Raw genomic sequence first — 21896 nt, 5'->3', positions numbered from 1 at the left:
CTCTCGTCTCGTCAGCGTCCGTAGGACGGCATGCCGTGGCCGCGCTGCGCGATGACGTCGCGCAGCACCTCGTTGGTGCCGGCGCCGAACCGCAGCAGCGGTGCCGCCCGGTAGAGCCGCTCGAACTTCCCGGCCAGCGGCGCGCCCGCGCTGTTGTGGGCGAGCAGCCCCTCGGGCCCGAGCAGGTCGAGCGCGACGGTCGCGATGCGCTGGCGCAGCTCGCTGGTGAAGACCTTCTCGACGCTCACCTCGATGCTCGGGATCACGCCGTCGGCCAGCATCGAGGCGGCCTCGTAGCCCATCAGGGTCGCGGCCTCGACGTCGGCGTCGAGGCCCGCCAGCCTGCGCCGTACGGCGGGGTCGGACGCCGGCACGACGCCGTCCTCGCGGGGCGTGCGCGCGAGCTCGAGCAGGTCGTCGACCGCGCGGCGCAGGTCGCCGGCGTTGGTGAGCGCACCGCGCTCGAGGTCGAGGGCGCCGGTGATGTAGCGCCAGCCCTGGTCGACCTCGCCGACCAGGTTGGTGGCGGGCACGCGGACGTCGTCGAAGAAGACCTCGTTGGTGCGGTAGCCCGACCAGGCGATGAGCGGGCGGACGGTGACGCCGGGGTGGTCGATCGGCACGATGACGACCGAGATCCCCTTGTGGCGCGGGGCTTCCGGGTCGGTGCGCACGCAGAGCCACTCGTGCGTGGAGCGCTGGGCGCCGCTGTTCCAGATCTTGGAGCCGTTGATGACCCACTCGCCGGTCTCGGCGTCGCCGTCGAGCACCGCGCGGGTGCGGAGGCTGGCGAGGTCGGTGCCCGCGCCGGGCTCGGAGTAGCCGACCGCGCAGATCATCTCGCCGCGCGCGATCGGCGGCAGGAACTCCTGCTTGTTGCGCTCGGTGCCGTGCCGCATGATCATCGGCGCGACCGAGGTGACGGTGAGGTCGGGACCGGGCACGCCCCAGTACTCGAACTCGCTCATCAGCAGGAGCTGGTGGACCGGACCGAGGCCGAGGCCGCCGTACTCGACGGGCCAGCTGAGGCCGAACCAGCCCTTCTCGCCGATCCGGCGCCGGAACGCCGCGACCTCGCCGTTGGGGAGCTCGAGGTCGTGCTCGGCGAGCTCCGCACGCAGGGCGTCGGTGACGTTGTCACGGAGGAAGCCGCGGACCTCCTCGAGCCATGCGCGCTGCTCGGCGTCGAGCGCGAAGTCCATGTGTCCTCCATTCGGACTATTCCTAATCGGCATATGCATGAAACCCGACCACACCGTCGTCGTCAAGGTGTGACGACAGTCTCCCCAATCAACCAAGCAAATGTTAGGTTGCCTGAGTCGGGGGAGCGAGGAGCGAGGCGATGACGGCTGTAGAAGACGCCTACCAGGGGCCCCGGCTGGTGCCCGAGGAGACCGGCGGGAGCCGGCCGTCCGTGCTGGCGAGGGCGACCTCGATCCTGGACCTCTTCATGAGCGGGTCCGAGGTCTGCCTGCTGGAGGACATCGCCACCGAGACCGGCCTGCCGCGGTCCACCGCGTTCCGGCTGGTGACGCAGCTGGTGGAGCTCGGCTGGCTGGTCCACGACAGCCGTGGCGGCTACCGGCTCGGCACGCGGGCCCACGCGCTGGGCGCGCGCACCATGTCGGGCACCGGCGGGCACGAGTACGCCGAGCTGCGCAGCGTCGCGGCCCGGATGCTCAACCACCTGCACCGGCGCACCCGCGCGGCCGTGCACCTCGGCGTGCTGGAGGGCGCCTACCTCTACTACCTCGACAAGGTCGGCGGCATCGAGGCCGACCAGCTGCCGTCGCGGGTCGGCACCCGCGTGCTCGCCTACCACACGGCGATGGGCCGCGCGCTGCTCGCGACCCTGCCGCCCGAGCAGGTCGACGCGCTCTACGCCAACGACCCGCCCCGCGGACCGGTGCGCGACCTGCCGCGGCTCCACCAGGAGCTCGCGACGGCCCGCGCCCGAAACGGCCTCGTGCTCGTGCACGCCGACTCCTCGCCGATCCAGGTCGCGGCCGCCGCCGCTCCGGTCCCCGGGCTCAGCGAGGCCCGGGCGGCGATCGGCGTCACGGCCCCAGAGCCCTTCCGGCCCGAGCTCTCTGCTCCCCTGGTGCTCGCGGCATCGCGCCGCATCGGTCAGGAGATGCAGGCCGGTCGGCGTCATCAGTCGCCGGCCACCAGCCCGACGATCTCGGCGTAGCCCGCGCCCGCTCACGGCAGGTAGCCGGACCGGGTCGTCGGGGTCGGTACGGCGGAGCGCCGCGACCCGAGCGTGCGCAGGACGCCGAGCAGCGCGTTGCGCAGCTCGCGCGGGTCGATGACGTCGTCGTACGTCACGGTCGAGGCGAGCCGCCAGGGGCCGGAGCCCTCGGCCGCCACGAGCGCGTCGCGGGTGGTGTCGTCCGCGCCGGAGGTCGAGGCGCCGACACCGGCGGGGATGCCGCCGAGGGTCACGCCGGGGAAGGCCAGCGAGACGGTCTGGTGGTCGAAGGCGTTCTGGCCCATCACCGAGCTGCCGAAGCCGAACGCCTTGCGCATCGTGACGTGGAGCTTCGGCACGTCGGCGCGGTGCTGCGCGGCGAAGAGCCGGGCGCCCGCGCGCAGGATGCCCGCGCGCTCCGAGGCGGTGCCGGCGAGCACGCCCGGGTTGTCGGCGAGCTGCACCAGCGGCAGGTGGAAAGCGGTCGCGCGCTCGACGAATCGCGCCCCCTTCTCCGCCGCCGCGACGTCGAGGGCACCCCCGAGGACGGCCGGCTGGTTGGCGACGATCGCGACGTTCTCGCCCCCGAGGCGGGCGTACGCCGTGACGAGCGAGGCCGCGTGACGGGGCGCGACCTCGAGCAGGCTGCCGGCGTCGACGAGCTCGGCGAGCACCTCGCGGACGTCGTACGGGCGGCGCGGGTTGGGCGGGATGACGTCGAGCAGCCTGTCGAGAGTGCGCTCGCCGGTGTCGCCGCCGTCGTGCACCGGCGGGTGCTGCCACGCGCTGGACGGCAGGTAGGAGAGGTAGCGGCGGACCGCCTGCGCGCCTGCATCGTCGTCGGCGGCGACCTCGTGGACGAGACCGGAGGCGACGGCGTGCACGTCGGCGCCGCCGAGCTGCTCCTTGGTGGTGCGCTCCCCCGTTGCGGCGGCCACGAGCGGCGGGCCGGCGGCGAAGAGGCAGCCGTGCGGCTCGACGAGGACCACGTGGTCGGCGAGCGGGGCGGCGAGCGCGCTGTGCCCGGCCGACGGCCCGGCGACCAGCACCACCACGGGCACCAGCCCGGCCAGGTCTGCGAGGGCCTGGAGGTCGTTGGGCGCGGGCCGGTGCGGGGTCAGCGAGTTGGTCGCGCGGTGGCCGGCGCCCTCGAGCACGAGCACCGCCGGCGCCCGCTCCTGGAGGGCCAGGGCCAGCAGCCGCGCGCGCTTGGTCGCGCCGGCCGTGCCGATCGAGCCGCCGGCGACGGTGACGTCCTCGCTGCCCACGTACACCGGTCGGCCGTCGACCAGGCCGAGGCCGGCGACGAACGCGTCGGCGGGCGTCTCGCCGTCGCCGGCGAGCACGCCGATCTCGGAGAAGCTGCCCGGGTCGCAGATCGCGGCGATCCGGGCGCGGGCGTCGAGCCGGCCCGGCGTACGGCGGCGGGCGAGCTTCTCCTCACCGCCCATCGCGCGGCCGCGGGCGCGCCGGGCCTCGAGGTCCGCCAGCAGCGGCTGCCAGGCCTCGCGGTTCTCCGCCTCGTCAGCGGACATCGGCCTCCACCTCGATGAAGAGCCCCTCCGCGACGACCGTGCGCTCGCCGTCGTGCTCGATCCAGCCCTCGGCCCACACCTTGCGGCCGTCGACCTTCGTGATCCGCGAGCCGAGGAGCAGCGGCGCGTCGAGCGGCGTACGCCGGAGGTAGCGCATGTCCAGCTTCGCGGTGACCCCGCGGCGGCCGCGGGCCTGGATGAGGATGCCGAGCATGCAGTCCATCAGCCACGAGGAGACGCCACCGTGCAGGTGGTCGCGCGGGCCCTCGTGGCGGGCGTCGGCCGTGAGCTCGGCGATCGCGCCGTCGCCGTCCGCGTCGAAGCGGACGACCAGCGGGACGCCGAACGGGTTGAAGGCGGAGAGCCGATAGGGCTCCCCGGCCTCCCGCGCGCGGATCGGTCCCTCGAACGGCGCCCGGACCATGCGTGCCCGGCTGCGCGACATCAGCCGGGCACGCAGGTCCGCGACGAGACCGGCGATCTCCGGGAGGTCGGCATCAGCGACCTCCGTGGTCCCGGCCGCGAGCACCAGGGCCCGCACCTCGTCCGTCAGGGCCGCCAGGCCCGGCACCTCGGCCGGGTCCGCGGTCTCGATCACGGCCGTCACAGCCGCTCCACCAGGGTCCCGACGGCCAGCGCGCCACCGGCGCAGGTGGCGATCAGGCCGTAGTGCCCATCGGTGCGCTCCAGCTCGTCGACGATCGTCGCGAGCAGGCGTACGCCGGTGGCCCCGACCGGGTGGCCGAGCGCGATCGCGCCGCCGTTGACGTTGAGCCTGTCGTCCGGCACGCCGTGCACCTGGGCGAAGGACATCGCGACCGACGCGAACGCCTCGTTGACCTCGAAGAGGTCGATGTCGGCCACCGACAGCCCGGAGCGCGCGAGGATCGCGTCGGCCGCGCGGATCGGCCCGTCGAGCAGGTAGCGGGTCTCGCCGCCCACCAGCACCTGGTGGCGGATGCGGGCGCGCGGCCGGAGCCCGAGGTCCCGGGCCTTCCGCTCGGACATGAGCACGGCCGCCGTCGCCCCGTCGGAGATCTGCGAGGCCGTGCCCGCGGTGTGCAGGCCGCCCTCGACGACCGGCCGCAGGCCGGCGAGCGCCTCGGCGCTCGTCTCGCGCAGGCCCTCGTCGCGCTCGACCACGGTGCCGTCGGGGAGCTTCACGGGGAGCACCTGCCGGTCCAGCCTGCCCTCGTCCCACGCGGTGCGGGCGCGCTGCTGGGAGCGCAGGCCGAACGCGTCGACCTGCTCGCGGGTGAAGCCGCGGCGCTCGGCGATCCGCTCGGCCGCGACGTACTGGGTCGGCAGGTCGATCGCCCACGACTCCGGGCGGGGACGGCCGTACGGCGCGCCCTCGCCGACGTTGGCGAGCAGTGGCACGCGCGACATCACCTCGACGCCGCAGGCGAGGCCGACGTCGATGGCGCCGGCAGTGATCTGCGCCGAAAGCAGGTGCACGGCCTGCTGGCCGGAGGCGCACTGCACGTCGATCGTGGTGGCGGGGATGCTCTCAGGCAGTCCGGCGTGCAGCCACGCGGTGCGCGTGACGTTGCCGGACTGCTCGCCGGCCTGGGTCACGCAGCCGCCGACGACCTCGCCGACGGCGCTCGGCTCGACGCCCGCTCGCTCCAGGACGGCCCGCTGGGCGTGGCCGAGCAGCTCGACCGGGTGCAGCGCGGACAGGGTGCCGCCGCGACGCCCGAACGGCGTACGGGCGGCATCGACGACGACGGCGGTGGACACGGGGCCTCCTGGGACTGGGTGGTCCTCGGAACCTAGGCAACCGATGGCGCTCGTGGGCCGTCGCTCCCGCTGGCCGGAAACGTGACGATGGTGGCGAGCCCGTCGTCCACGCCGGCCAGCCCGGCCAGCCCGGCGAGCTCGTCGAGGCGGTCGAACCCGACCAGGCTGCCCGCCGGCAGCTCCGCCCCGTCGAGGGACAGCGCGCCGGCCAGCACGACGAGGTAGCCGTCGCCCGCGCCGGTCGGGGCGAGCCGCGTCCCGGCGGACAGGCGGACGCCGTACGCGCGGGCGCCGCGGCGGGTGCCGGCCACCTCGTGCAGGCGGCCCTCCTGCAGGGCGTCGGAGTCGAGCTCGATCGTGAAGTGCTCGCCGGCCACGGCGGCCATCCGGCGCCGGAGCTCCCGCTCGTCCGGCATGTAGTGGATGCCGACGTCGGCCCGCCGGCGCAGGGTGAAGTAGGCCAGGCCGACGGCCGGGTCGGTACGGATCGGCCCGTAGCTGGTGAAGGCGTCGGTGTAGTGGACGACGCCGCGGACCGCGCGGTCGCGCCCGAGGGTGCCCTCGCCGTCGAGCACGACCTGGAACTGGTCGACCTCGTGGAAGTGCGCCCGCAGCTCCGGCGCCTGCTGGTGGACGAGGTAGGCCTGGCGGCCGTCGGGGCCGCCGGCCCGGTCGCGCTCGCCGCCGTGGCGCCCGACGTAGTCGGTCATCGTGTAGCGCCGGCCCTCGTGCCCGACGACCAGCGGCGTGGTCTCTCCCGGTGTCACCGTCAGCATGCCCCGAACCTAGCCCGAGTTATGCCTGAACGGAATATGACGATCCGTCCTAACTACGGGTCAGGAGACGTAGCCGTCCGGCGTGCCCCACGTCTCGCGCCGGGTCGTGGTGCGGTCCACGAGCACGCACCGGGTGCCGGTGAAGTTGGTGGGCATGCACTTGTTGCAGTGGATGCACAGCGAGGGCGTGGTCGCGTCCTTCGCGATCCGGTCGACGAGGTCCGGCTCGCGCAGCAGGGCCCGGGCCATCGCGACGTACTGGAAGCCCTCGGCCATGGCGACGTCCATCGACGCCCGGTCCGTGACGCCGCCGAGCAGCACCATCGGCAGCGAGACCGCGGACCGGATCTGCCGCGCGTCCTCCAGCAGGAACGTGTCGCGGTAGGGGTACTCGCGGATGAACCGCTTCCCGACCAGCCGGACGCCGAGCCGCAGCGGCTGCGGCATGACCGCCGCGAACTCCTCGATCGGCGCCTCTCCCTTGAAGAGGTACATCGGGTTCAGCAACGAGCTGCCGGCGGTCATCTCCAGCACGTCGCAGGAGCCGTCGGCCTCGAGCCACTGGGCCACCGGAATCGCCTCGTCGAGCCAGAAGCCGCCGGGCACGCCGTCGTCCATGTTCATCTTCACGACGATCGCGATCCGATCGCCCACCGCCTCGCGCACCGCCCGCAGGGTCTCGCGCGCGAACCGCGCCCGGTTCTCCAGGGACCCGCCGTACGTGTCGTCGCGGTGGTTCAGCCGCGGGCTGAGGAAGCTGCTGATCAGGTAGTTGTGGCCGAGGTGCACCTCGATCGCGTCGAAGCCGCAGTCGATCGCGCGCCGCGCGGCCTCGGCGTGGGCCTCGACGACGCGGGCGATGCCGGCCCGGTCGATCGGCTGCGCGTAGCTCATGGTCGTCCTGTGGAAGTGCTTGCTGGGCGCGAGTGCCGGCAGGCCGTTGGCCTTCGGGTTCGCGACCGGGCCGCCGTGGCCGATCTGGGCGGAGACCGCCGCGCCCTCGGCGTGCACCGCCTCGGTGAGCCGCCGCAGGCCGGGCAGCGCCTCGTCCTGCCAGTGGACCTGGTGCCGGTCGGTCCGGCCCTCCTTCGCGACCGCGCAGTAGGCGACGGTCGTCATCCCGACCCCGCCGCGGGCGTAGCCCACGTGGAAGTCGACCAGGTCCCGCGTGACGAGGCCGCGGTGGCTGAGCCCCTCGTACGTCGCCGCCTTGATGATCCGGTTGCGCAGTCGCACCGGGCCGAGGGTCGCCGGGCTGAGGACGTCGGGTGCTGTCACGGTCACCGGCGCACGCTAGGCAGCCCGGGTCCGGCGCCGCCCGGATGCATCCCGGTGACCGGGAGGGCGTGGTCAGGCCAGCACGCTCCCCAGGGACGCCGCAGCGGCGAGGACCAGGGAGCCGAGCAGGACGGTGCGGAAGCGCTCGGCGGGCACGCGGGCGAACACCAGGTCGCCGAGCCGCCACCCCAGGGGTACGGCGAGCGCGCCCGCCGCGGCGACCACGAGCACGCGACCGCCGACCAGCCCGAGGGCGGTGAACGCCGCCACGGCGACCAGGTCCTGGCTCCAGAAGACCGCCTGGAGGGTGGCGCGCAGCCGCCGCGGCGAGAGGCCGCTGCCGTCCAGGACGAGCACCAGGGGCGGGCCGTTCATCCCGGTCGACGCCAGCAGCGCACCGCTCGCCCCGCCCGCCGCCCACTGCGCCCGGGGGCCGGCCGGCGCCGAGAGCCCGAGCATGCGCACGACGGCGAGCACCCCGACGGTGACGGCGATCAGCACGTGCAGGGCGTCGGCGTCGAGGCGGTCGAGGGCGACGAGCCCCAGCGGCAGGCCGAGCACGCCCCCGACGAGCATCCGCGTCGCCGGGCCGACGGCGACGTACCGCCGCTCGGCGCGGGCCGACCAGGTCGTGAGGACCAGCCCGGCCAGGGTGGTCGCGACGACCGCGTCGACCGGCCCGACGACGAGGGCGAGGAGCGGGACCGCCACGAGGGCGAAGCCGAATCCGGTGACCGCCTGCGCGGCCGCGGCCAGGCCGCACACGGCGACCGCCGCGACGAGGGCGACGGTCACCGCGTCACCTCAGTCGCCGAAGCCGGGGGCGTGGCGCGGCCAGGGCGCGGCCTGCTCGAGCTGGGCGGCCAGCCGGAGGAGCAGCCCCTCCTGCCCGAGGTCGGCCACGAACTGCGCCCCGACCGGGACCCCGGTGTCGTCGGTGCCGAACGGCACCGACATCGCCGGCTGCCCGGTGACGTTGAAGAGCGAGGTGAAGAACGAGTAGACCGTCCCGACCTCGTACATCACCTCGGGGCGGGTCGTGTCCAGGGTGCCCAGGACCGGGGCGGGCTGGGAGAGCACCGGCATCAGCAGCACGTCGACCTCGCGGAACGCCGCCCCCACCCGCCACCCGGTCTCCTCCGCGACCTGGAGCGCGGCCGACAGCTCGGCGGCGGTCGAGGAGCGGTAGTGATCGAGCAGCACGCGGGTGAACGGCTCGAGGTCGTCGTCGGCCAGCGGCCTGCCGAGCTCGGCCAGGCGCGTGTCGACCGCGGTCACGAGGGAGGCGCCCATCACCATGCCGCACGCCGCCATGGCGGCCGGGGCGTCGTACTCGAGCGTGACCTCGACGACCTCGTGGCCGAGGCGCTCGCACACGGCGCGGGCGCGCTCGACGGCGGCCACGCAGTCGGGGTGCGTCGGGAGGTCGACGGGCAGGGTGGTCGTCACGCCGACGCGCAGCCGACCCGGGTCGCACCCGACCTCGTCGAGGAACGAGCCGCCCGGCGCGCCGTACGCGTCCCCGGGCACGGGGCCGGCGACGACGTCGAGCAGGAGGGCACTGTCGCGCACCGACGTGGTCAGGGCGTGGTTGATGCTGACCGGCGACGCGAGCAGGTTCGCGTAGGGGTACGGCGAGACCCGTCCCCGGCTCGGCTTGAGCCCGAACAGCCCGCACATGGAGGCCGGGATCCGGATCGAGCCGCCGCCGTCGTTGCCGTGCGCGACCGGGACCATCCCGGCCGCCACGGCCGCCGCCGACCCGCCGCTGGAGCCACCCGGCGACCGGCCGGGTGCCCACGGGTTGCGGGCCGGGCCGAAGAGCAGCGGCTCGGTGCTCGCGTTCTTGCCGAGCTCCGGGGTGTTGGTGGTGCCCAGCACCACCATCCCGGCCCGGCGGTAGCGCGCGACGAGCTCGCTGTCCCGCTCGGCGACGTTGTCGGCCCACAGCCGGCTGCCGCGGGTGCTCGGCAGCCCGGCCACGTCGGCGTTCAGGTCCTTGACCAGCACCGGGACGCCCCGCAGCGGACCGTCGGGCAGCCCGGCCGCCACCTCGTCGAGGGCCGCCTCGAACCGCCGGCCGACCACCGCGTTGAGCTCGGGGTCGTGCTTCTCGATCCGGGCGATGGCGGCCTCGACCACCTCCCGCGCCGAGGTCGTCCCTGCGCGGATCGCCGCGGCGGTCCCGATCGCGTCCATGTGCTCTCCCACCTGCGTCAGTCCTGCTTCCAGGCCCCGCCGAGCAGCATCAGCTGGTCAGCCGAGACCGACACCCCGTGGACGCCGCCCTGCCAGGCGTAGAGGCCCGCGGTCGCCCCGAGCGGCGCCACCGGCACGTCGGCCACGAACAGCTTCTCGATCTTCGCCAGGGTCGCCGCCCGCGTCTCGTCGTCGGGCGCGCCCTGGAGCTCGTCGAGCAGCGCGTCCATCTTCGGGTTCGCGTAGCCGGCGGAGTTCAGGTACGACTTCGAGGACAGCACCGCGAAGAGCCCCTCGAACGGGCCCATCTCCGTCGAGGACGCACCGGACCGGGCGACGTCGAAGTCGTGGGTGACGTACAGCCGCTCGATCTGGTCGGCGACGCTGCGCAGCAGCTCGCTCTCGACGGTGAACCCGACGCTCTCCAGCATCGCCTGGAGGGTGAGCGCCTGGGTGCGGCCGCTGGCGCTCGAGTTGCCGACGTAGTTGATCGACCCGTCGAACCCGTCGGCCTTCGCCTCCTCGACCAGGGCCTTGGCCTTCTCGACGTCGTCGGCGATCGGCTCGACCGCGTCGTCGTACCAGCGCGAGCTCTCGCCGTAGACCTTCTTCGACGGCAGCCCCTTGCCGTCGGCCGTGCGCTGGTAGTACGCCGCCACGTCGATCGCCAGCGCGATCGCCTCGCGCACCCGCGGGTCCGCGCCCGGCCGGTCCTCACGGTTGTTGATCATGACGACCTCGCCGAGGTTCGACATGTTCACGTAGCCGGCGTGGTCGGCGGCGAGCTCGGTGACCGGGACCGCCGAGCGCACGTGCACCAGGTCGGACTGGCCGTTGTCGAGCACGTCGCGACGCGCGTCGTCGCTGTCGACCCAGGTGAAGCGCACCTCGTCCAGGTGCGGCGACCCGTTCCAGTAGTCGTCGCGCTTGGCCAGCACGAGCTCCTCCGCGGGCGCGTAGTCCTCGAGCACGAAGGGCCCGGCCCCGATGGGCTCGAACTCGTCGCCGGAGTACGCCGCCGGAGCCATCACCATGCCCGCACCACGGGCCAGCATGTACGGGAAGGTCGTCCACGGCTGGGTGAGGCTGAACTTCACGGTCCGCTCGTCCACCGGCTCCATGCCCTTGACGAACGTCGCCAGCATGCCGGCGTCCGACCCGCCGTTCTTCATGTAGTAGCCGATGCTGCCGAGCACCGCGGCCGCGTCGACGGGCGACCCGTCGGAGAACGTCACGTCGTCCTTCAGGACGAGCGTCCACTCGGTGTGGTCGTCGTTGCTCTCGATCGACTCCGCCATCCAGGGCTCGAACTCCCCCGACTCGGGGTTGTAGCGGACCAGCAGGTCGTAGACGGCGGCGAGTGCGTTGCCGCCGGAGCTGCCGTGCGCCACGGTCACGCTCGGGTCGAGGCTGCGCGCCTCGGAGTAGTCGCTGATGTTGAGGGTGCCGCCCTCCACCGGGTCGCCGTCGGCGGCGTCGCCGCCGTTGATGTAGCCCTCGCGGAGGGTGATCTCGGCGACCTCCGTCGAGCTCTTCTCCCCGTCGCCCTCGGCGGCCGAGCAGCCCGTCGCCAGCAGCGCCAGGCCGAGGGCGACGGCCACGCCGCCCGCCCGGTACCTGCGTCGTCGCATCATCTGAGGTGTCCCTTCGTGGGGGGCCGGGTGGCCCGCACTCGCTGCCCCCGAGGCCGGGAGGCGTGGACAGTCAAGGGTGATCGCCGTCTCATCCGGGTGCCCGTCTCCCGCTCAGTGGGAGACCTGTCCTGCGGCTCAGCCGAAGAACGCCTGGCCGCCGTCGAGGGGGATCGTCGCACCGGTCAGGTAGCGCAGGTCGGGCCCGACGAGCGCCACGACGGCGCGGCCGATGTCCGCCTCGGGATCCCCGATCCGCCCCATCGGGATCGTCGCGACGAACTCCGCGGCCTCCTCGGGGTTGCTCTCCGCCCAGTGCTGGAGCGCCGGCGTCATCGCGTGGGGCGCGATGGAGTTCGCGCGGATCCCGTCGCTCGCCCACTCCACCGCCGCGGTCCGGGTGAGCGCGCGCAACGCCTGCTTCGACGCCGCGTAGGCGCCGTACGACGTCGCGTCCCAGCGCACCATCGCCGAGGTGACCAGGTTGACGATCGAGCCACCGGTCTCCTCCAGGTGCGGGTGGCAGGCCTTCATGAACGCGAAGGCGGCGAACGGCGCGGTCTCGAACCCCTTGCGGAAGGCGCGGTCGCTCAGGGACAGCAGCGGGCCGAAGGCTCCCGCGTAGGCGTTGTTGACGAGGACGTCGAGGCGGCCGAACGTGTCGACGACGGCGGCGACGACCTCCGGCACGGCGTCGGTGTCGGCGACGTCGCAGGCGAACGGCTCGGCCTTGACCCCGAGCTCGCGCAGCCGCGCGCAGGTCGACTCGAGCTTGCCCGCCGTACGGCCGAGCACCGCGACCGCGCAGCCCTCGCCCGCGAGGGCGAGGGCGATGCCCTGGCCGACGCCCTGCCCGGCGCCGGTCACGATCGCCACCTGCCCGTCCAGCGTGCCCATGTCGGTCGTCCTCCTGCGTCGCGTGGCCGCCCGGGCGGCTCGGTCGCGGCGATCATCCGCGAGGCACCGGCGGCACCCGCGGGGGCCGTCCCGGTCAGCGGGAGGTCGGTCGGTCCGGGCGCGGGCGGACGGCGGAGACTGATGGCGCCAGCCGCCCGGACCACCCGAGGAGCCAGATGAACACCACCGTGACCGACCCCCGGGCCGCCGCCGCGGCCGTGCTCGGCAGCCTGACCGGTCCCGGCGGCCGCTTCGAGCTGGTCGAGGACGACGTCCTGGGCGCCCGGCTCCCGGTGTTCGCGCACCGCCACCGTGCGCTGCACGAGCTGGTCGCCGCGTCGATCGAGCACGGCGACCGCGACTACCTGGTCACCGCCACCGAGCGGGTCTCGTTCGCGGAGCACGCCGCCCGGGTCGCCTCCCTGGCCCAGGCACTGACCGACCTCGGCGTACGCCGCGGCGACCGGGTGGCCATCGCGGCGGCCAACTCGCCGGCCTGGATCACGACCTTCTGGGCGACCGTCTCGATCGGCGCCGTCGCGGTGGGCGTCAACGCCTGGTGGAGCGACCGGGAGCTGGCCTACGGCATCGAGCACACCTCTCCGGTGCTCGTGGTCGCCGACGAGCGTCGCCGCCGGCAGCTGGACCAGGCCGGGATCGAGGTCCCGGTGCTCTCGATCGAGGCGGACCTGCCGCGGCTGACGGCCGCGCACCCCGACGCGCCGCTGCCGTCGGCCGACGTCGACGAGGACGACCCGGCCGTCATCCTCTTCACGTCCGGGACCTCGGGCCGGCCGAAGGGCGCCGTGCACACGCACCGCAACCTGCTCGCGGTCGTGGAGTACCACCGGATGAACGACGCGCTGGCCCGTGCCTTCGGCGACCCGACCGACTCGCGCGACCGCCGCTACCTGCTGGCGATGCCGCTCTTCCACATCGGCAGCCTGCACAACCTCGCCGTACCGCGGCTGGCCACCGGCAGCGCGGCTGTGCTCCACATCGGCGCCTTCGACGCCGACGCGGTGCTGCGGCTGGTGGAGCAGGAGCGCGTCACCCACTGGGGTGCCGTGCCGACGATGGCGACCCGGCTGCTCGAGCACCCGGACGTGACCCGCTACGACACGTCGTCGCTCGTCGCCTTCTCCCTCGCCTCGGCGCCCTCCTCCCCGGCGCTGAAGCAGCGCCTGCGCGACGGGCTGCCCTTCGCGAGCGCGCTCGTCGACTCCTACGGGCTCACCGAGTCGTCGACGGCGATCGCGGTCGCGACCCCGATGGACCTCGAGGAGGCGCCGGGCACCCTCGGCCGGCCGATCCACGGCGTGCAGGTCGAAATCCGCGGCCTGGACGGCGGCCCCGTCGCCGCCGGCACCGAGGGCGAGATCTGCGTACGCAGCTCCTACGTGATGCGCGAGTACTGGAACGACGCGGCGGCGACCGATGCCGCGATCCGCGCCGACCGCTGGCTGCACACCGGCGACATCGGCACCATGGACGAGCAGGGCCGGGTGCGCCTGAGCTCGCGACGCTCGGACCTCATCATCCGGGGCGGGGAGAACGTCTACCCCGCCGAGGTCGAGGGCGCGATCGCCGAGCACGCCGGGGTCGCGGAGGTCGTCGTGGTCGGCGTTTCGCACGACGACCTGGGCCAGGAGGTGGCGGCGGTCGTGGTGCCGAGGCCCGGCCACGCACTCACCGCCGACGACCTGCGTGAGCACCTCACCGGCCAGCTGGCCTACTACAAGCTCCCCGCGCACTGGCGGATCACGGAGCAGCCGCTGCCGCGCAACGCCACCGGCAAGGTCATCCGCACCGCCGTCAGGCCCTGATCACGGGTCAGAAGCGGTCGGCCGGCCGCAGGGTGACCTCGGCGCCGCCGTCGACGTAGAGCACCTGGCCGGTGAGGTGCGTGGTCTCCGGGGACACCAGGAAGGCGAGGACCCGGGCGACCGCCTCGGGCGGCGCGTACCCGCCCAGCGGCATCGGGACGGCGGCGTCCATGACGGCCCGCATGCGCGGGTCGTCGACGAGGCCCGCGCTCATCGGGGTCAGCACGACCCCGGGCGCGACGACGTTCAGCGCGATGCCGGCGTCCGCCCAGCCCGGGGCCACCGCCGTACGACGGACCCACTGCGCGAGCGCCGACTTCGTCGACGGGTAGATGCGGTGCGGGTCGCCCGCCCGCACGAGCTCGTCCGCGCGGTCGACGCCGGCGGCCTCGTCATCGGCCAGGCAGGCATCGACGAGGCCGGCATCGGTCGGCTGCGTGCCCGAGATCGACCCGACCAGAGCCACGCGGGGAGAGGACGACGCGGCGAGCAACGGCCGGAGGCGGTCGGCCAGCAGCACGCTGCCGAAGTAGTTGAGCCGGACCATCAGCGCCGAGGGGTTCGACGTACCCGCGCAGGTCACGAGGGCGTCGAGACCTCCGAGGTCGCCGACGGCGTCGACGACGGCCGACCGGCCGTCCTCGGTGGCGAGGTCGGCGTCGATCTCGGCGCCGGCGAGGTCGACGCCGACGACCTCCGCACCGTCGGCGCGCAACGACTGCGCGAGCGACCGGCCGATGCCGGAGGACGAACCGGTGACGACGACGCGACGAGGCATGGCGGGCACGCTAGGCGCGGACGGGCCGGCCGGTGCTCGCCGGCTCCCGGTGACCGGGAGGCTCAGCCGTGGCCCAGGTCGCCGAGCAGGCGGCCGCAGACGAAGCGCGTGTCCTCGGCGGCCTGGGCGCGGTCGATGTGGCCGTTGAGGGCGGAGATGACGATGCCGTACCACGCCTGCTCGACGAGCCGGATCAGCCGGACGTCGTGCTCCGCGGGCTCGGTCACGCCACCCGCACGCAGCAGCAGGTCGGCGAACGGGCTCGTCACGGAGGCGGCGTTGGCCGCGACCATCGCGTTGTTGGACTGGAGCATCGACTGGGCGAGGAGGGGCCGGTCCAGCAGGCCGTCGCCGGCGGCGACGAGGACGTCCGCGATCGCCGCGTCGGGCGCCTGGTCGTCGCGCCGGTCCGGGGTGGTCTCGTCCAGGCGCTCGACCTGGGCCTGCATCACGGCGGTGAAGAGGTGCTGCTTGGACGGGAAGTACCGGTAGAGGGTCGCGATGGCCACGCCGGCCAGGCGGGCGACGTCCAGCATCTGCACCCGCTCCAGCGGCAGCTCGCTGCCCTGCTGTACGGCGGCGCGCAGGATGCGCACGTAGCGCTCCCGCTGCTCCGGCGAGCTCGGCTCGGCCGGCTCGCGTCCGGTCCCGATCCTCGGCACGTGGTCGTCTCCCTCACAACGCGGCCCTGGGGTCGATGGTGGTCCGTACGGCGGGCCCGCGCGCAGGAGGCTACCGGTGAGCGGGACGGCCGGGCTCAGACCAGGGTGTCCTCGACGGTCAGCCCGAAGACGCCCTTGCCGTAGAGCGCCAGGGTCCGCTCGACGTCGTTGGCCACGTGCACCGAGCCGGCGTGGGCGTCCCGCCACGCCCGCTCGATCGGGTTGCCCCGGGCCAGCGAGCTGCCGCCCGCGGTCTTGAAGAGGATGTCGACCGCCTCGAGGGCGCGCTCGGTGCCCCGCACCTGGTCGCGGCGGGTGCGCAGCCGAAGCTCGGCGGGGATCTCCCTGCCCTCGACCGCGTCGGCGTAGAGCTCGGCGATGTTGCGCTCCATCTGGAGCACCGCGGCGTCGATCTCGGACGCGGCCCGGGCCACGGCCACCTGCGCGAACTGGTCCTCGGCGAACCGCCCGCCACCGAGGCTGAGCCGGATCCGGTCGCGCATCGCAGCGACGTACGCCTCGTAGCAGCCGGCGACCGCGCCGACGACGGGCGTGGCGATCGCGGAGGTGAAGATGGCGCCGAACGGCAGCCGGTAGAGCGGCCCGGGGTTGACCTCCTGGCCGGGGCCGCGCAGCTGGGAGTGCTCGTAGTTGCGCAGGACGCGGTGCGCCGGCACGAACGCGCCATCCACGACGAGGTCGTTGCTCCCTGTACCGCGCAGGCCGACCGGGTCCCAGACGTCGAGGACCTCGAAGTCGCTCCGCGGCACGAGGCAGGTCACGAAGTCGACGGGGCGTCCGTCGTCCCCGGAGCGCATCGCCCCGATCAGCGCCCAGCCGACGTGGTCGCACCCCGACGAGAAGCCCCACCGGCCGCTCAGCTCGAACCCGCCGTCGACGGCCACCAGCCGCCCGACGGGCGCGTACGCCGAGGAGATCAGCACGTCGGGGTCGGCACCCCAGACGTCCTGCTGCGCGGCGTCCGGGAAGAGCGCCACCTGCCACGGGTGCACGCCGACCACGCCGGTCACCCAGCCCGTCGAGCCGCACGCCCCGGAGACCGCGCGCACCACGCGGAAGTATTCGACCGGGTCGGACTCGAGCCCGCCCAGGCGCGCGGGCTGGAGCATCCGGAACACCCCGGCGTCCCGCAGCTCGGCGATGGTGCGCGCGGGCACCACGCGGGCCTCGTCGGTCGCCTGCGCCCGCGCGGCGATGCCCGGCAGCAGGTCCTGCACGCGGTCCAGGACGGGGGCGGGAGACATGCCGACAGGATCCGCGAGCGGCCCCGGCGGGCGCCCGGGTCTTCCGGTCAGTGGGACTCCTGCCTGCGCGGCGCGACGGCCCGCGCGGAGACTCGCGAAATCGATCAGCCGGCACTGGCCGGCCTTCGGAGGAGAGGGATGAGCATGGGCAGCGCAGACGACACCGAGGTCCGGAGCATCGAGGCCGAGGCGGCCCCGACCCGGTTCGCGCGGGGCTGGCACTGCCTCGGCCTGGAGAAGGACTTCGCCGACGGCGAGCCGCACCAGGTCAACGCCTTCGGCACCAAGCTGGTGGTCTTCGCCGGGGACGACGGCCGGGTCAACGTGCTCGACGGCTACTGCCGGCACATGGGCGGCGACCTCTCCCAGGGCACGGTGAAGGGCAACGAGATCGCCTGCCCGTTCCACGACTGGCGGTGGGGCGGCGACGGCCGGTGCAAGATGATCCCCTACGCGCGGCGGGTCCCGCTGCGCGCCCGCACGCAGGCCTGGCCGACGCTGGTGCAGGACGGGATGCTCTTCGTCTGGAACGACCCGGAGGGCAACCCGCCTCCCGCCGACGTCACCATCCCGCGGATCGCCGGGGCGACCGACCCGGAGTGGACCGACTGGGTCTGGTACTCCACGGTCATCCAGGGCGCCAACTGCCGCGAGATCGTCGACAACGTGGTGGACATGGCGCACTTCTTCTACGTCCACTTCTCCTTCCCGACGTACTTCAAGAACGTCTTCGAGGGGCACACCGCTACCCAGTTCATGAACGGCGTGGGCCGCGACGACGTGGCCCGGCCCTCCTCGGGCACCGGGACGCCGCACGCGAACGGCAACAGCTCCGTCGCCAGCTACCACGGGCCGTCGTTCATGATCGACGACCTCGTCTACCACTACTCCGACGGCACCGACGTGCCGAGCGTGCTGATCAACTGCCACTACCCGATCGACGCGGACTCGTTCGTGCTCCAGTACGGCGTGATCGTGCGGAAGCTGCCCGGCCTCGACGACGAGGCGTCGACCGCGATGGCCCGGAAGATGGGCGACTTCATCCGCCTCGGCTTCGAGCAGGACGTCGCCATCTGGCGCAACAAGGCCCGGATCGACAACCCGCTGCTGTGCGAGGAGGACGGACCCGTCTACCAGCTGCGCCGGTGGTACGAGCAGTTCTACGTCGACGTCGCTGACGTGACGCCGGAGATGACCGAGCGCTTCGAGTTCGAGATCGACACCACGAAGCCCACCGAGGCGTGGCAGCACGAGGTCGAGGCCAACCTGGCCCGGCGTACGGCGTCCGGCTCGCAGAGCCAGCCGGTGCGATGACGCCCCGCCCCGACGTACGGCTCGACGACTGGCCGATGGAGCCGGTCACCTGCGGCACCTGCGCGGCCCGCGTCGAGGTGCGCAAGGCGAGCTGGGAGCAGACCAGCATCCAGTGGCGCGCCGACGCGGTCGCCGCGTGCCTCGAGCACCGCGCCGCCGCGCCCCGGCCGGGCCCGAACGGCGCGACGTTCGCCGGCTGCCAGGCGCTCCAGGAGTCGATCCGCGAGGCCGCGGTGCTGGGGGTCGTGCACCTCCAGTCCGGCGAGCCGACGCCGGTCAACCCGGCGGCGGCCGACGGGCACGAGGAGGACCCGCTCGGCTACACCGACACGATGAGGGTGAGGACGCGATGACCGACGTCGAGCGCTACGGACCCTGGGCCGTGGTCGCGGGTGGCTCCGAGGGTGTCGGGGCGGAGTTCGCCGAGCAGCTCGCGGCCGACGGGTTCCACCTGGTGCTCGTGGCGCGCAAGCCGGGGCCGCTGGCCGAGACCGCGGACGCCGTACGACGACACGGCGTCGAGGTGCGCACGCTCGCCCTCGACCTCACCGAGCGCTCCTCCGTCGACGCGATCGTCGAGGCCTGCTCGGACGTCGAGGTCGGCCTCCTCGTCTACAACGCCGGGGCCAACAGCCACGGCCACGAGTTCCTCGGCGGCACCCTGGAGGGCTTCCAGGGCGTCATCGACCTCAACGTCACGACGCCGCTCGCCCTCGTGCACCACTTCGGCGCCGCGATGGCCGACCGCGGGCGCGGCGGCATCCTGCTGGTCGGCTCGATGGCCGGCTACCTGGGCTCGGCCCGCCAGAGCGTGTACGGCGGCGTGAAGGCCTTCGGCCGGATCTTCGCCGAGAGCCTGTGGCTGGAGCTGCGCGACCGCGGCGTCGACGTGCTCGAGCTCGTGCTCGGCGTGACCCGCACGCCCGCGATGGAGCGGGCCGGGCTGAACTTCGACGCCCCCGGACTCCGGGTCGCCGAACCGGCCGACGTCGCCGCCGAGGGGCTCGCGCACCTCGCCGGCGGCCCGATTCGGATCGCCGGCGGCAACGCCCCCGCCGTCGAGAAGCGGGTCGGCCCCGACCGCGCCCGCCTCGTCCTCGGCGCCCACGAGGCGATGACGCGACTGCTCCCGTCGCGGTAGTCCCTGACCACCCGCAGGCTTCCGGGCAGACTGGGCCGCGTGTCCAACGCCGACCTCGACATCGTCGTCGCGACCGGTCCGTTGCTGGAGGACTGGCGAGCGATCCACAACGCGATCATCCCGACGCACCCGCTGTCGGCCGACGACGTCGCCGAGCGGTCGACCCGCAACCGGCTCACGCTGGCCTACGTGGACGGTCGCCTGGTCGGCAACGCCACCGTCAGGCCACCTCACGAGCCCGACGGCGTCGCGACCGTGATCGTCCGGATCCTGCCGGAGCATCGGCGCCACGGGCACGGCACGGCGTACCTGCGGGCCGAGCTCGCCGAGGCGCGACTACGGGGTGCGCGACGGATCGAGACCGTCGTGCTCGCGTCGAACGCCGACGGCCTCGCGTTCGCCCTCGCCCACGGCTTCGCCGAGCACGACCGCTACGTCCTCGACGGCGACACCATCGCGTTCATCGACCTTCACCTGTCCGAGGAGGCGTGAAGGCAGCGAGGGGCTCGGAGCCGGACCAGTCGTGGCCCCAGTAGGAGTCGCGGGTGATCTCCTCGGCGGTGTAGTAGGCCTCGTCGACGTGCACGCCGTCGTATCCGTACTCGATGTCCCAGCCGCCGGGCGCCCTCACGTAGAACGACACCATCTTGTCGTTGGTGTGCCGGCCGAGGGTGGAGGAGATCGAGAAGCCGCGGCGGCCGATCTCGTCGAGCGCGCGGCCCACGGCGTCGAGGGAGTCGACCTCCATCATCAGGTGCACCAGGCCGGGCGCCTCGCCGTGCGGAGCCGGGCACAGCGCGAGGCTGTGGTGCCGCTCGTTGACGCCGAGGAAGCGCACCCGCCGCTGCGGTCCTGACGGGTCGGGCTGCCCGACCTTGATCGCGCCTCGCGGCAGGAAGCCCAGCACCTCGCAGTAGAAGTCGTAGCTGTCGTCGAAGGCCGTGGTCGGGAGCACGACGTGGCCCATCCCCTGGTCGCCGGTCACGAAGCGCTGCATCCACTTCGTGCGCACCGGGTCGTGGTCGAGCACGGGTGCGTAGAACACCTCGACCGGCGTGCCGGCGGGGTCGTCGAACCGGATGCCGGCCTCGACGCGCCGCTCGGCGCACTCCGCCAGGGAGAGCTCCTTGACGCCGCCCCCCGCCGCCTCGACCGCGCGGGCGACGGCCGCGAGCCCGAACTGGTCGCGGACCTCCCACCCGACGGCCAGCACCTCGTCGACGTCGCCGGGCAGTACGACGAGCCGGGCCTCCCGCTCGTCCATGCGCAGGTAGAGGCCGCCCTCCACGGGCCCGGTGGTCTCGACGAGGCCGAGGCACTCGACGGTGAGCTCGCGCCAGCGCGCGACGTCCTGGGTCTGGACCCGGAGGTAGCCGAGTCCGCGGAGGTGGGTCATGTCGATCCTTCCGATCGGGTCGCGGGTCAGATCATCGAGAGCATGGGGCCGGGCGGCGGCGTGACGTCGAGGTCGAGCAGCGCCGTGGCGTGGTAGACCGAGCCGGGCACGTGGATGGCGTGCGCGAGGCCCATGTGCCCGTCCCGCCAGAACCGCTGGATCGGGTTGTCCATCCGCAGCCCGTTGCCGCCGCTACGGGCGACGACCTCGTCCATCGCCCGGACGGCGCGCCACGCGGCCGCGACCTGGGTACGGCGAGACGCGGCGCGCTCGGCCAGGCTCACCTCGCCGCCGGACGCGGCGATGTCGTAGAAGCGGGTGACGTTGTCGAGCAGCGCGGTGCGCGCGGCCTTGATCTCCTCGGCGGCCGCGGAGATGGCGTAGAGCACGTACGGATCGTCCTTCACCTTCGTGCCGGTGATCTGGACCCGCTCGCGCTGGTAGTCCAGGTGCGCGGCCAGAGCGCCCTCCGCGATCCCGATCACCGCGGAGGTGATGCCGAGCGGGAAGATCGTCGTGAACGGCACCCCGTACGTCGGGTTGGTGCGGCCGGACGCCGCCAGCGCGGAGCCGTCGACCATCGTCGAGAAGGGCACCGCGCGGTGGTCGGGGATGAAGGCGTCCTGGACGAGGATGTCCTTGGAGCCCGTGCCACGCAGGCCCACGACGTCCCAGGTGTCCTCGACGATCGTGTAGTCGGAGCGGGGCAGGATCACGTGATAGCTCTGTGGCGGGGCGACCACGGCACCCTCGGCGTCACCGAGGAAGGCGCCCAGGAAGATCCAGTCGCAGTGGTCGGTGCCGGAGGAGAACTGCCAGCGACCGTTGAACACGTAGCCCCCGTCGACCGGCCGCAGCACCCCCATCGGGGCGTACGGCGACGCGATCCAGACGTCGTGGTCCTCGCGCCAGATCTCCTCCTGCACGCGCGGGTCGACGAGCGCCATCTCCCAGGGGTGGACGCCGACGATGCCGGCGACCCAGCCGGTGGAGCCGTCCAGGCTGGCCAGCCGCATCACCGTCTCGGCGAACTCGCGCGGGTGCGCCTCGGCGCCGCCGTGCTCCGCAGGCTGGAGCATCTTGATGACGCCGGTGTCGCGCAGCAGCTTCGCGGATCGGTCGTGCAGCCTGCCGAGCTCCTCGTTGGCGGCGCCGAGCGCCGCGATCTCCTCGGCGTGCTCCTCGACGGCGGCCAGCTGCGGTGGGATGCGGGTGCGGGGGTCGGACATGGCTCGTACGCTCGCACCGGGCCCGCGCCCGCGAC

General features: G+C 73.7%; 21 protein-coding genes. 6 read left to right on the top strand and 15 right to left on the bottom strand.

Annotation, left to right across the window (positions count from 1 at the left end; genetic code table 11):
• Window positions 1-11: 11 nt before the first annotated feature.
• On the bottom strand, window positions 12-1202 hold the full coding sequence (locus ACFQQI_RS16260; protein ID WP_378565507.1) for an acyl-CoA dehydrogenase family protein: 1191 nt from the start codon (window positions 1200-1202) through the stop codon (window positions 12-14).
• Between the two features lie 140 nt (window positions 1203-1342).
• Here ACFQQI_RS16260 and ACFQQI_RS16255 point away from each other — a divergent pair, with 140 nt between their 5' ends.
• Window positions 1343-2191, top strand: coding sequence for an IclR family transcriptional regulator (locus tag ACFQQI_RS16255; RefSeq protein WP_378565504.1), 849 nt, complete (start codon window positions 1343-1345; stop codon window positions 2189-2191).
• An 11-nt stretch (window positions 2192-2202) separates the two neighbouring features.
• Here ACFQQI_RS16255 and ACFQQI_RS16250 read toward each other — a convergent pair whose 3' ends face one another.
• From ACFQQI_RS16250 to ACFQQI_RS16210, 9 genes are all read right to left on the bottom strand, one after another.
• Window positions 2203-3726, bottom strand: coding sequence for an acyl-CoA carboxylase subunit beta (locus ACFQQI_RS16250; RefSeq protein WP_378565501.1), 1524 nt, complete (start codon window positions 3724-3726; stop codon window positions 2203-2205).
• A complete protein-coding gene (locus ACFQQI_RS16245) occupies window positions 3716-4333 on the bottom strand; it encodes a PaaI family thioesterase (protein WP_378565498.1) in 618 nt (205 codons plus the stop codon). The genes ACFQQI_RS16250 and ACFQQI_RS16245 overlap by 11 nt, the downstream gene beginning before the upstream one ends.
• Entirely contained in the window at window positions 4330-5469 is a 1140-nt protein-coding gene (locus tag ACFQQI_RS16240; protein ID WP_378565495.1) for a steroid 3-ketoacyl-CoA thiolase, read from the bottom strand. Before ACFQQI_RS16240 ends, ACFQQI_RS16245 begins: the two co-directional genes overlap by 4 nt.
• Window positions 5470-5501: 32 nt before the next feature.
• Window positions 5502-6245 carry a hypothetical protein gene (locus tag ACFQQI_RS16235; protein WP_378565492.1) on the bottom strand — a complete coding sequence of 248 codons (744 nt, stop codon included), beginning with the start codon at window positions 6243-6245 and terminating at the stop codon, window positions 5502-5504.
• 60 nt (window positions 6246-6305) lie between these two features.
• Window positions 6306-7529 (bottom strand): NADH:flavin oxidoreductase, encoded by a 1224-nt coding sequence (locus tag ACFQQI_RS16230; protein ID WP_378565489.1) that lies wholly within the window; start codon window positions 7527-7529, stop codon window positions 6306-6308.
• A 66-nt stretch (window positions 7530-7595) separates the two neighbouring features.
• Window positions 7596-8318, bottom strand: coding sequence for a sulfite exporter TauE/SafE family protein (locus ACFQQI_RS16225; protein ID WP_378565486.1), 723 nt, complete (start codon window positions 8316-8318; stop codon window positions 7596-7598).
• A 9-nt stretch (window positions 8319-8327) separates the two neighbouring features.
• Window positions 8328-9722 carry an amidase gene (locus ACFQQI_RS16220; protein ID WP_378565483.1) on the bottom strand — a complete coding sequence of 465 codons (1395 nt, stop codon included), beginning with the start codon at window positions 9720-9722 and terminating at the stop codon, window positions 8328-8330.
• Window positions 9723-9739: 17 nt separating this feature from the next.
• Window positions 9740-11353, bottom strand: coding sequence for an ABC transporter substrate-binding protein (locus ACFQQI_RS16215; RefSeq protein ID WP_378565480.1), 1614 nt, complete (start codon window positions 11351-11353; stop codon window positions 9740-9742).
• A 138-nt stretch (window positions 11354-11491) separates the two neighbouring features.
• Window positions 11492-12250 (bottom strand): SDR family NAD(P)-dependent oxidoreductase, encoded by a 759-nt coding sequence (locus tag ACFQQI_RS16210; protein WP_378565477.1) that lies wholly within the window; start codon window positions 12248-12250, stop codon window positions 11492-11494.
• A 176-nt stretch (window positions 12251-12426) separates the two neighbouring features.
• Between ACFQQI_RS16210 and ACFQQI_RS16205 the strand changes: the two genes are divergently transcribed.
• Entirely contained in the window at window positions 12427-14076 is a 1650-nt protein-coding gene (locus ACFQQI_RS16205) for a class I adenylate-forming enzyme family protein (protein ID WP_378565474.1), read from the top strand.
• A gap of 7 nt (window positions 14077-14083) precedes the next feature.
• Here the strand turns inward: ACFQQI_RS16205 and ACFQQI_RS16200 are convergent, their stop codons facing one another.
• The 3 genes from ACFQQI_RS16200 to hsaA all read right to left on the bottom strand — a co-directional run bounded on the left by ACFQQI_RS16200 (window position 14084) and on the right by hsaA (window position 16781).
• On the bottom strand, window positions 14084-14854 hold the full coding sequence (locus tag ACFQQI_RS16200; protein WP_378565471.1) for an SDR family oxidoreductase: 771 nt from the start codon (window positions 14852-14854) through the stop codon (window positions 14084-14086).
• A gap of 62 nt (window positions 14855-14916) precedes the next feature.
• On the bottom strand, window positions 14917-15516 hold the full coding sequence (locus ACFQQI_RS16195) for a TetR/AcrR family transcriptional regulator (RefSeq protein ID WP_378565468.1): 600 nt from the start codon (window positions 15514-15516) through the stop codon (window positions 14917-14919).
• Window positions 15517-15611: 95 nt separating this feature from the next.
• Window positions 15612-16781 carry a 3-hydroxy-9,10-secoandrosta-1,3,5(10)-triene-9,17-dione monooxygenase oxygenase subunit gene (gene hsaA, locus ACFQQI_RS16190; RefSeq protein ID WP_378565465.1) on the bottom strand — a complete coding sequence of 390 codons (1170 nt, stop codon included), beginning with the start codon at window positions 16779-16781 and terminating at the stop codon, window positions 15612-15614.
• A gap of 144 nt (window positions 16782-16925) precedes the next feature.
• Between hsaA and ACFQQI_RS16185 the strand changes: the two genes are divergently transcribed.
• The 4 genes from ACFQQI_RS16185 to ACFQQI_RS16170 are packed head-to-tail and all read left to right on the top strand — an operon-like array spanning window position 16926 to window position 19728.
• Window positions 16926-18095, top strand: a complete 1170-nt coding sequence (locus ACFQQI_RS16185) for a Rieske 2Fe-2S domain-containing protein (RefSeq protein ID WP_378565462.1) — start codon at window positions 16926-16928, stop codon at window positions 18093-18095.
• A complete protein-coding gene (locus tag ACFQQI_RS16180) occupies window positions 18092-18448 on the top strand; it encodes a hypothetical protein (RefSeq protein WP_378565459.1) in 357 nt (118 codons plus the stop codon). Before ACFQQI_RS16185 ends, ACFQQI_RS16180 begins: the two co-directional genes overlap by 4 nt.
• Window positions 18445-19236 (top strand): SDR family NAD(P)-dependent oxidoreductase, encoded by a 792-nt coding sequence (locus ACFQQI_RS16175; protein ID WP_378565456.1) that lies wholly within the window; start codon window positions 18445-18447, stop codon window positions 19234-19236. Before ACFQQI_RS16180 ends, ACFQQI_RS16175 begins: the two co-directional genes overlap by 4 nt.
• A 39-nt stretch (window positions 19237-19275) precedes the next feature.
• Window positions 19276-19728 carry a GNAT family N-acetyltransferase gene (locus tag ACFQQI_RS16170; RefSeq protein WP_378565453.1) on the top strand — a complete coding sequence of 151 codons (453 nt, stop codon included), beginning with the start codon at window positions 19276-19278 and terminating at the stop codon, window positions 19726-19728.
• Here the strand turns inward: ACFQQI_RS16170 and ACFQQI_RS16165 are convergent.
• Both ACFQQI_RS16165 and ACFQQI_RS16160 read right to left on the bottom strand, forming a co-directional pair.
• Entirely contained in the window at window positions 19697-20632 is a 936-nt protein-coding gene (locus ACFQQI_RS16165; RefSeq protein WP_378565450.1) for a VOC family protein, read from the bottom strand. The genes ACFQQI_RS16170 and ACFQQI_RS16165 overlap by 32 nt on opposite strands.
• A 26-nt stretch (window positions 20633-20658) precedes the next feature.
• Entirely contained in the window at window positions 20659-21861 is a 1203-nt protein-coding gene (locus ACFQQI_RS16160; protein ID WP_378565447.1) for an acyl-CoA dehydrogenase family protein, read from the bottom strand.
• Window positions 21862-21896 lie beyond the last annotated feature (35 nt).

The sequence above is a fragment of the Nocardioides sp. GCM10030259 genome (assembly GCF_042666375.1).
Classification (GTDB): Bacteria; Actinomycetota; Actinomycetes; order Propionibacteriales; family Nocardioidaceae; genus Nocardioides.
This window is presented reverse-complemented; position numbering and strand designations above follow the sequence as displayed.

Coding starts and splice junctions, on each gene's coding strand:
- ACFQQI_RS16260 (WP_378565507.1), bottom strand. CDS start 1,202: ATGGACTTCGCGCTCGACGCCGAGCAGCGCGCATGGCTCGAGGAGGTC.
- ACFQQI_RS16255 (WP_378565504.1), top strand. CDS start 1,343: ATGACGGCTGTAGAAGACGCCTACCAGGGGCCCCGGCTGGTGCCCGAG.
- ACFQQI_RS16250 (WP_378565501.1), bottom strand. CDS start 3,726: ATGTCCGCTGACGAGGCGGAGAACCGCGAGGCCTGGCAGCCGCTGCTG.
- ACFQQI_RS16235 (WP_378565492.1), bottom strand. CDS start 6,245: ATGCTGACGGTGACACCGGGAGAGACCACGCCGCTGGTCGTCGGGCAC.
- ACFQQI_RS16220 (WP_378565483.1), bottom strand. CDS start 9,722: ATGGACGCGATCGGGACCGCCGCGGCGATCCGCGCAGGGACGACCTCG.
- ACFQQI_RS16215 (WP_378565480.1), bottom strand. CDS start 11,353: ATGCGACGACGCAGGTACCGGGCGGGCGGCGTGGCCGTCGCCCTCGGC.
- ACFQQI_RS16210 (WP_378565477.1), bottom strand. CDS start 12,250: ATGGGCACGCTGGACGGGCAGGTGGCGATCGTGACCGGCGCCGGGCAG.
- ACFQQI_RS16205 (WP_378565474.1), top strand. CDS start 12,427: ATGAACACCACCGTGACCGACCCCCGGGCCGCCGCCGCGGCCGTGCTC.
- ACFQQI_RS16200 (WP_378565471.1), bottom strand. CDS start 14,854: ATGCCTCGTCGCGTCGTCGTCACCGGTTCGTCCTCCGGCATCGGCCGG.
- hsaA (WP_378565465.1), bottom strand. CDS start 16,781: ATGTCTCCCGCCCCCGTCCTGGACCGCGTGCAGGACCTGCTGCCGGGC.
- ACFQQI_RS16185 (WP_378565462.1), top strand. CDS start 16,926: ATGGGCAGCGCAGACGACACCGAGGTCCGGAGCATCGAGGCCGAGGCG.
- ACFQQI_RS16180 (WP_378565459.1), top strand. CDS start 18,092: ATGACGCCCCGCCCCGACGTACGGCTCGACGACTGGCCGATGGAGCCG.
- ACFQQI_RS16175 (WP_378565456.1), top strand. CDS start 18,445: ATGACCGACGTCGAGCGCTACGGACCCTGGGCCGTGGTCGCGGGTGGC.
- ACFQQI_RS16165 (WP_378565450.1), bottom strand. CDS start 20,632: ATGACCCACCTCCGCGGACTCGGCTACCTCCGGGTCCAGACCCAGGAC.
- ACFQQI_RS16160 (WP_378565447.1), bottom strand. CDS start 21,861: ATGTCCGACCCCCGCACCCGCATCCCACCGCAGCTGGCCGCCGTCGAG.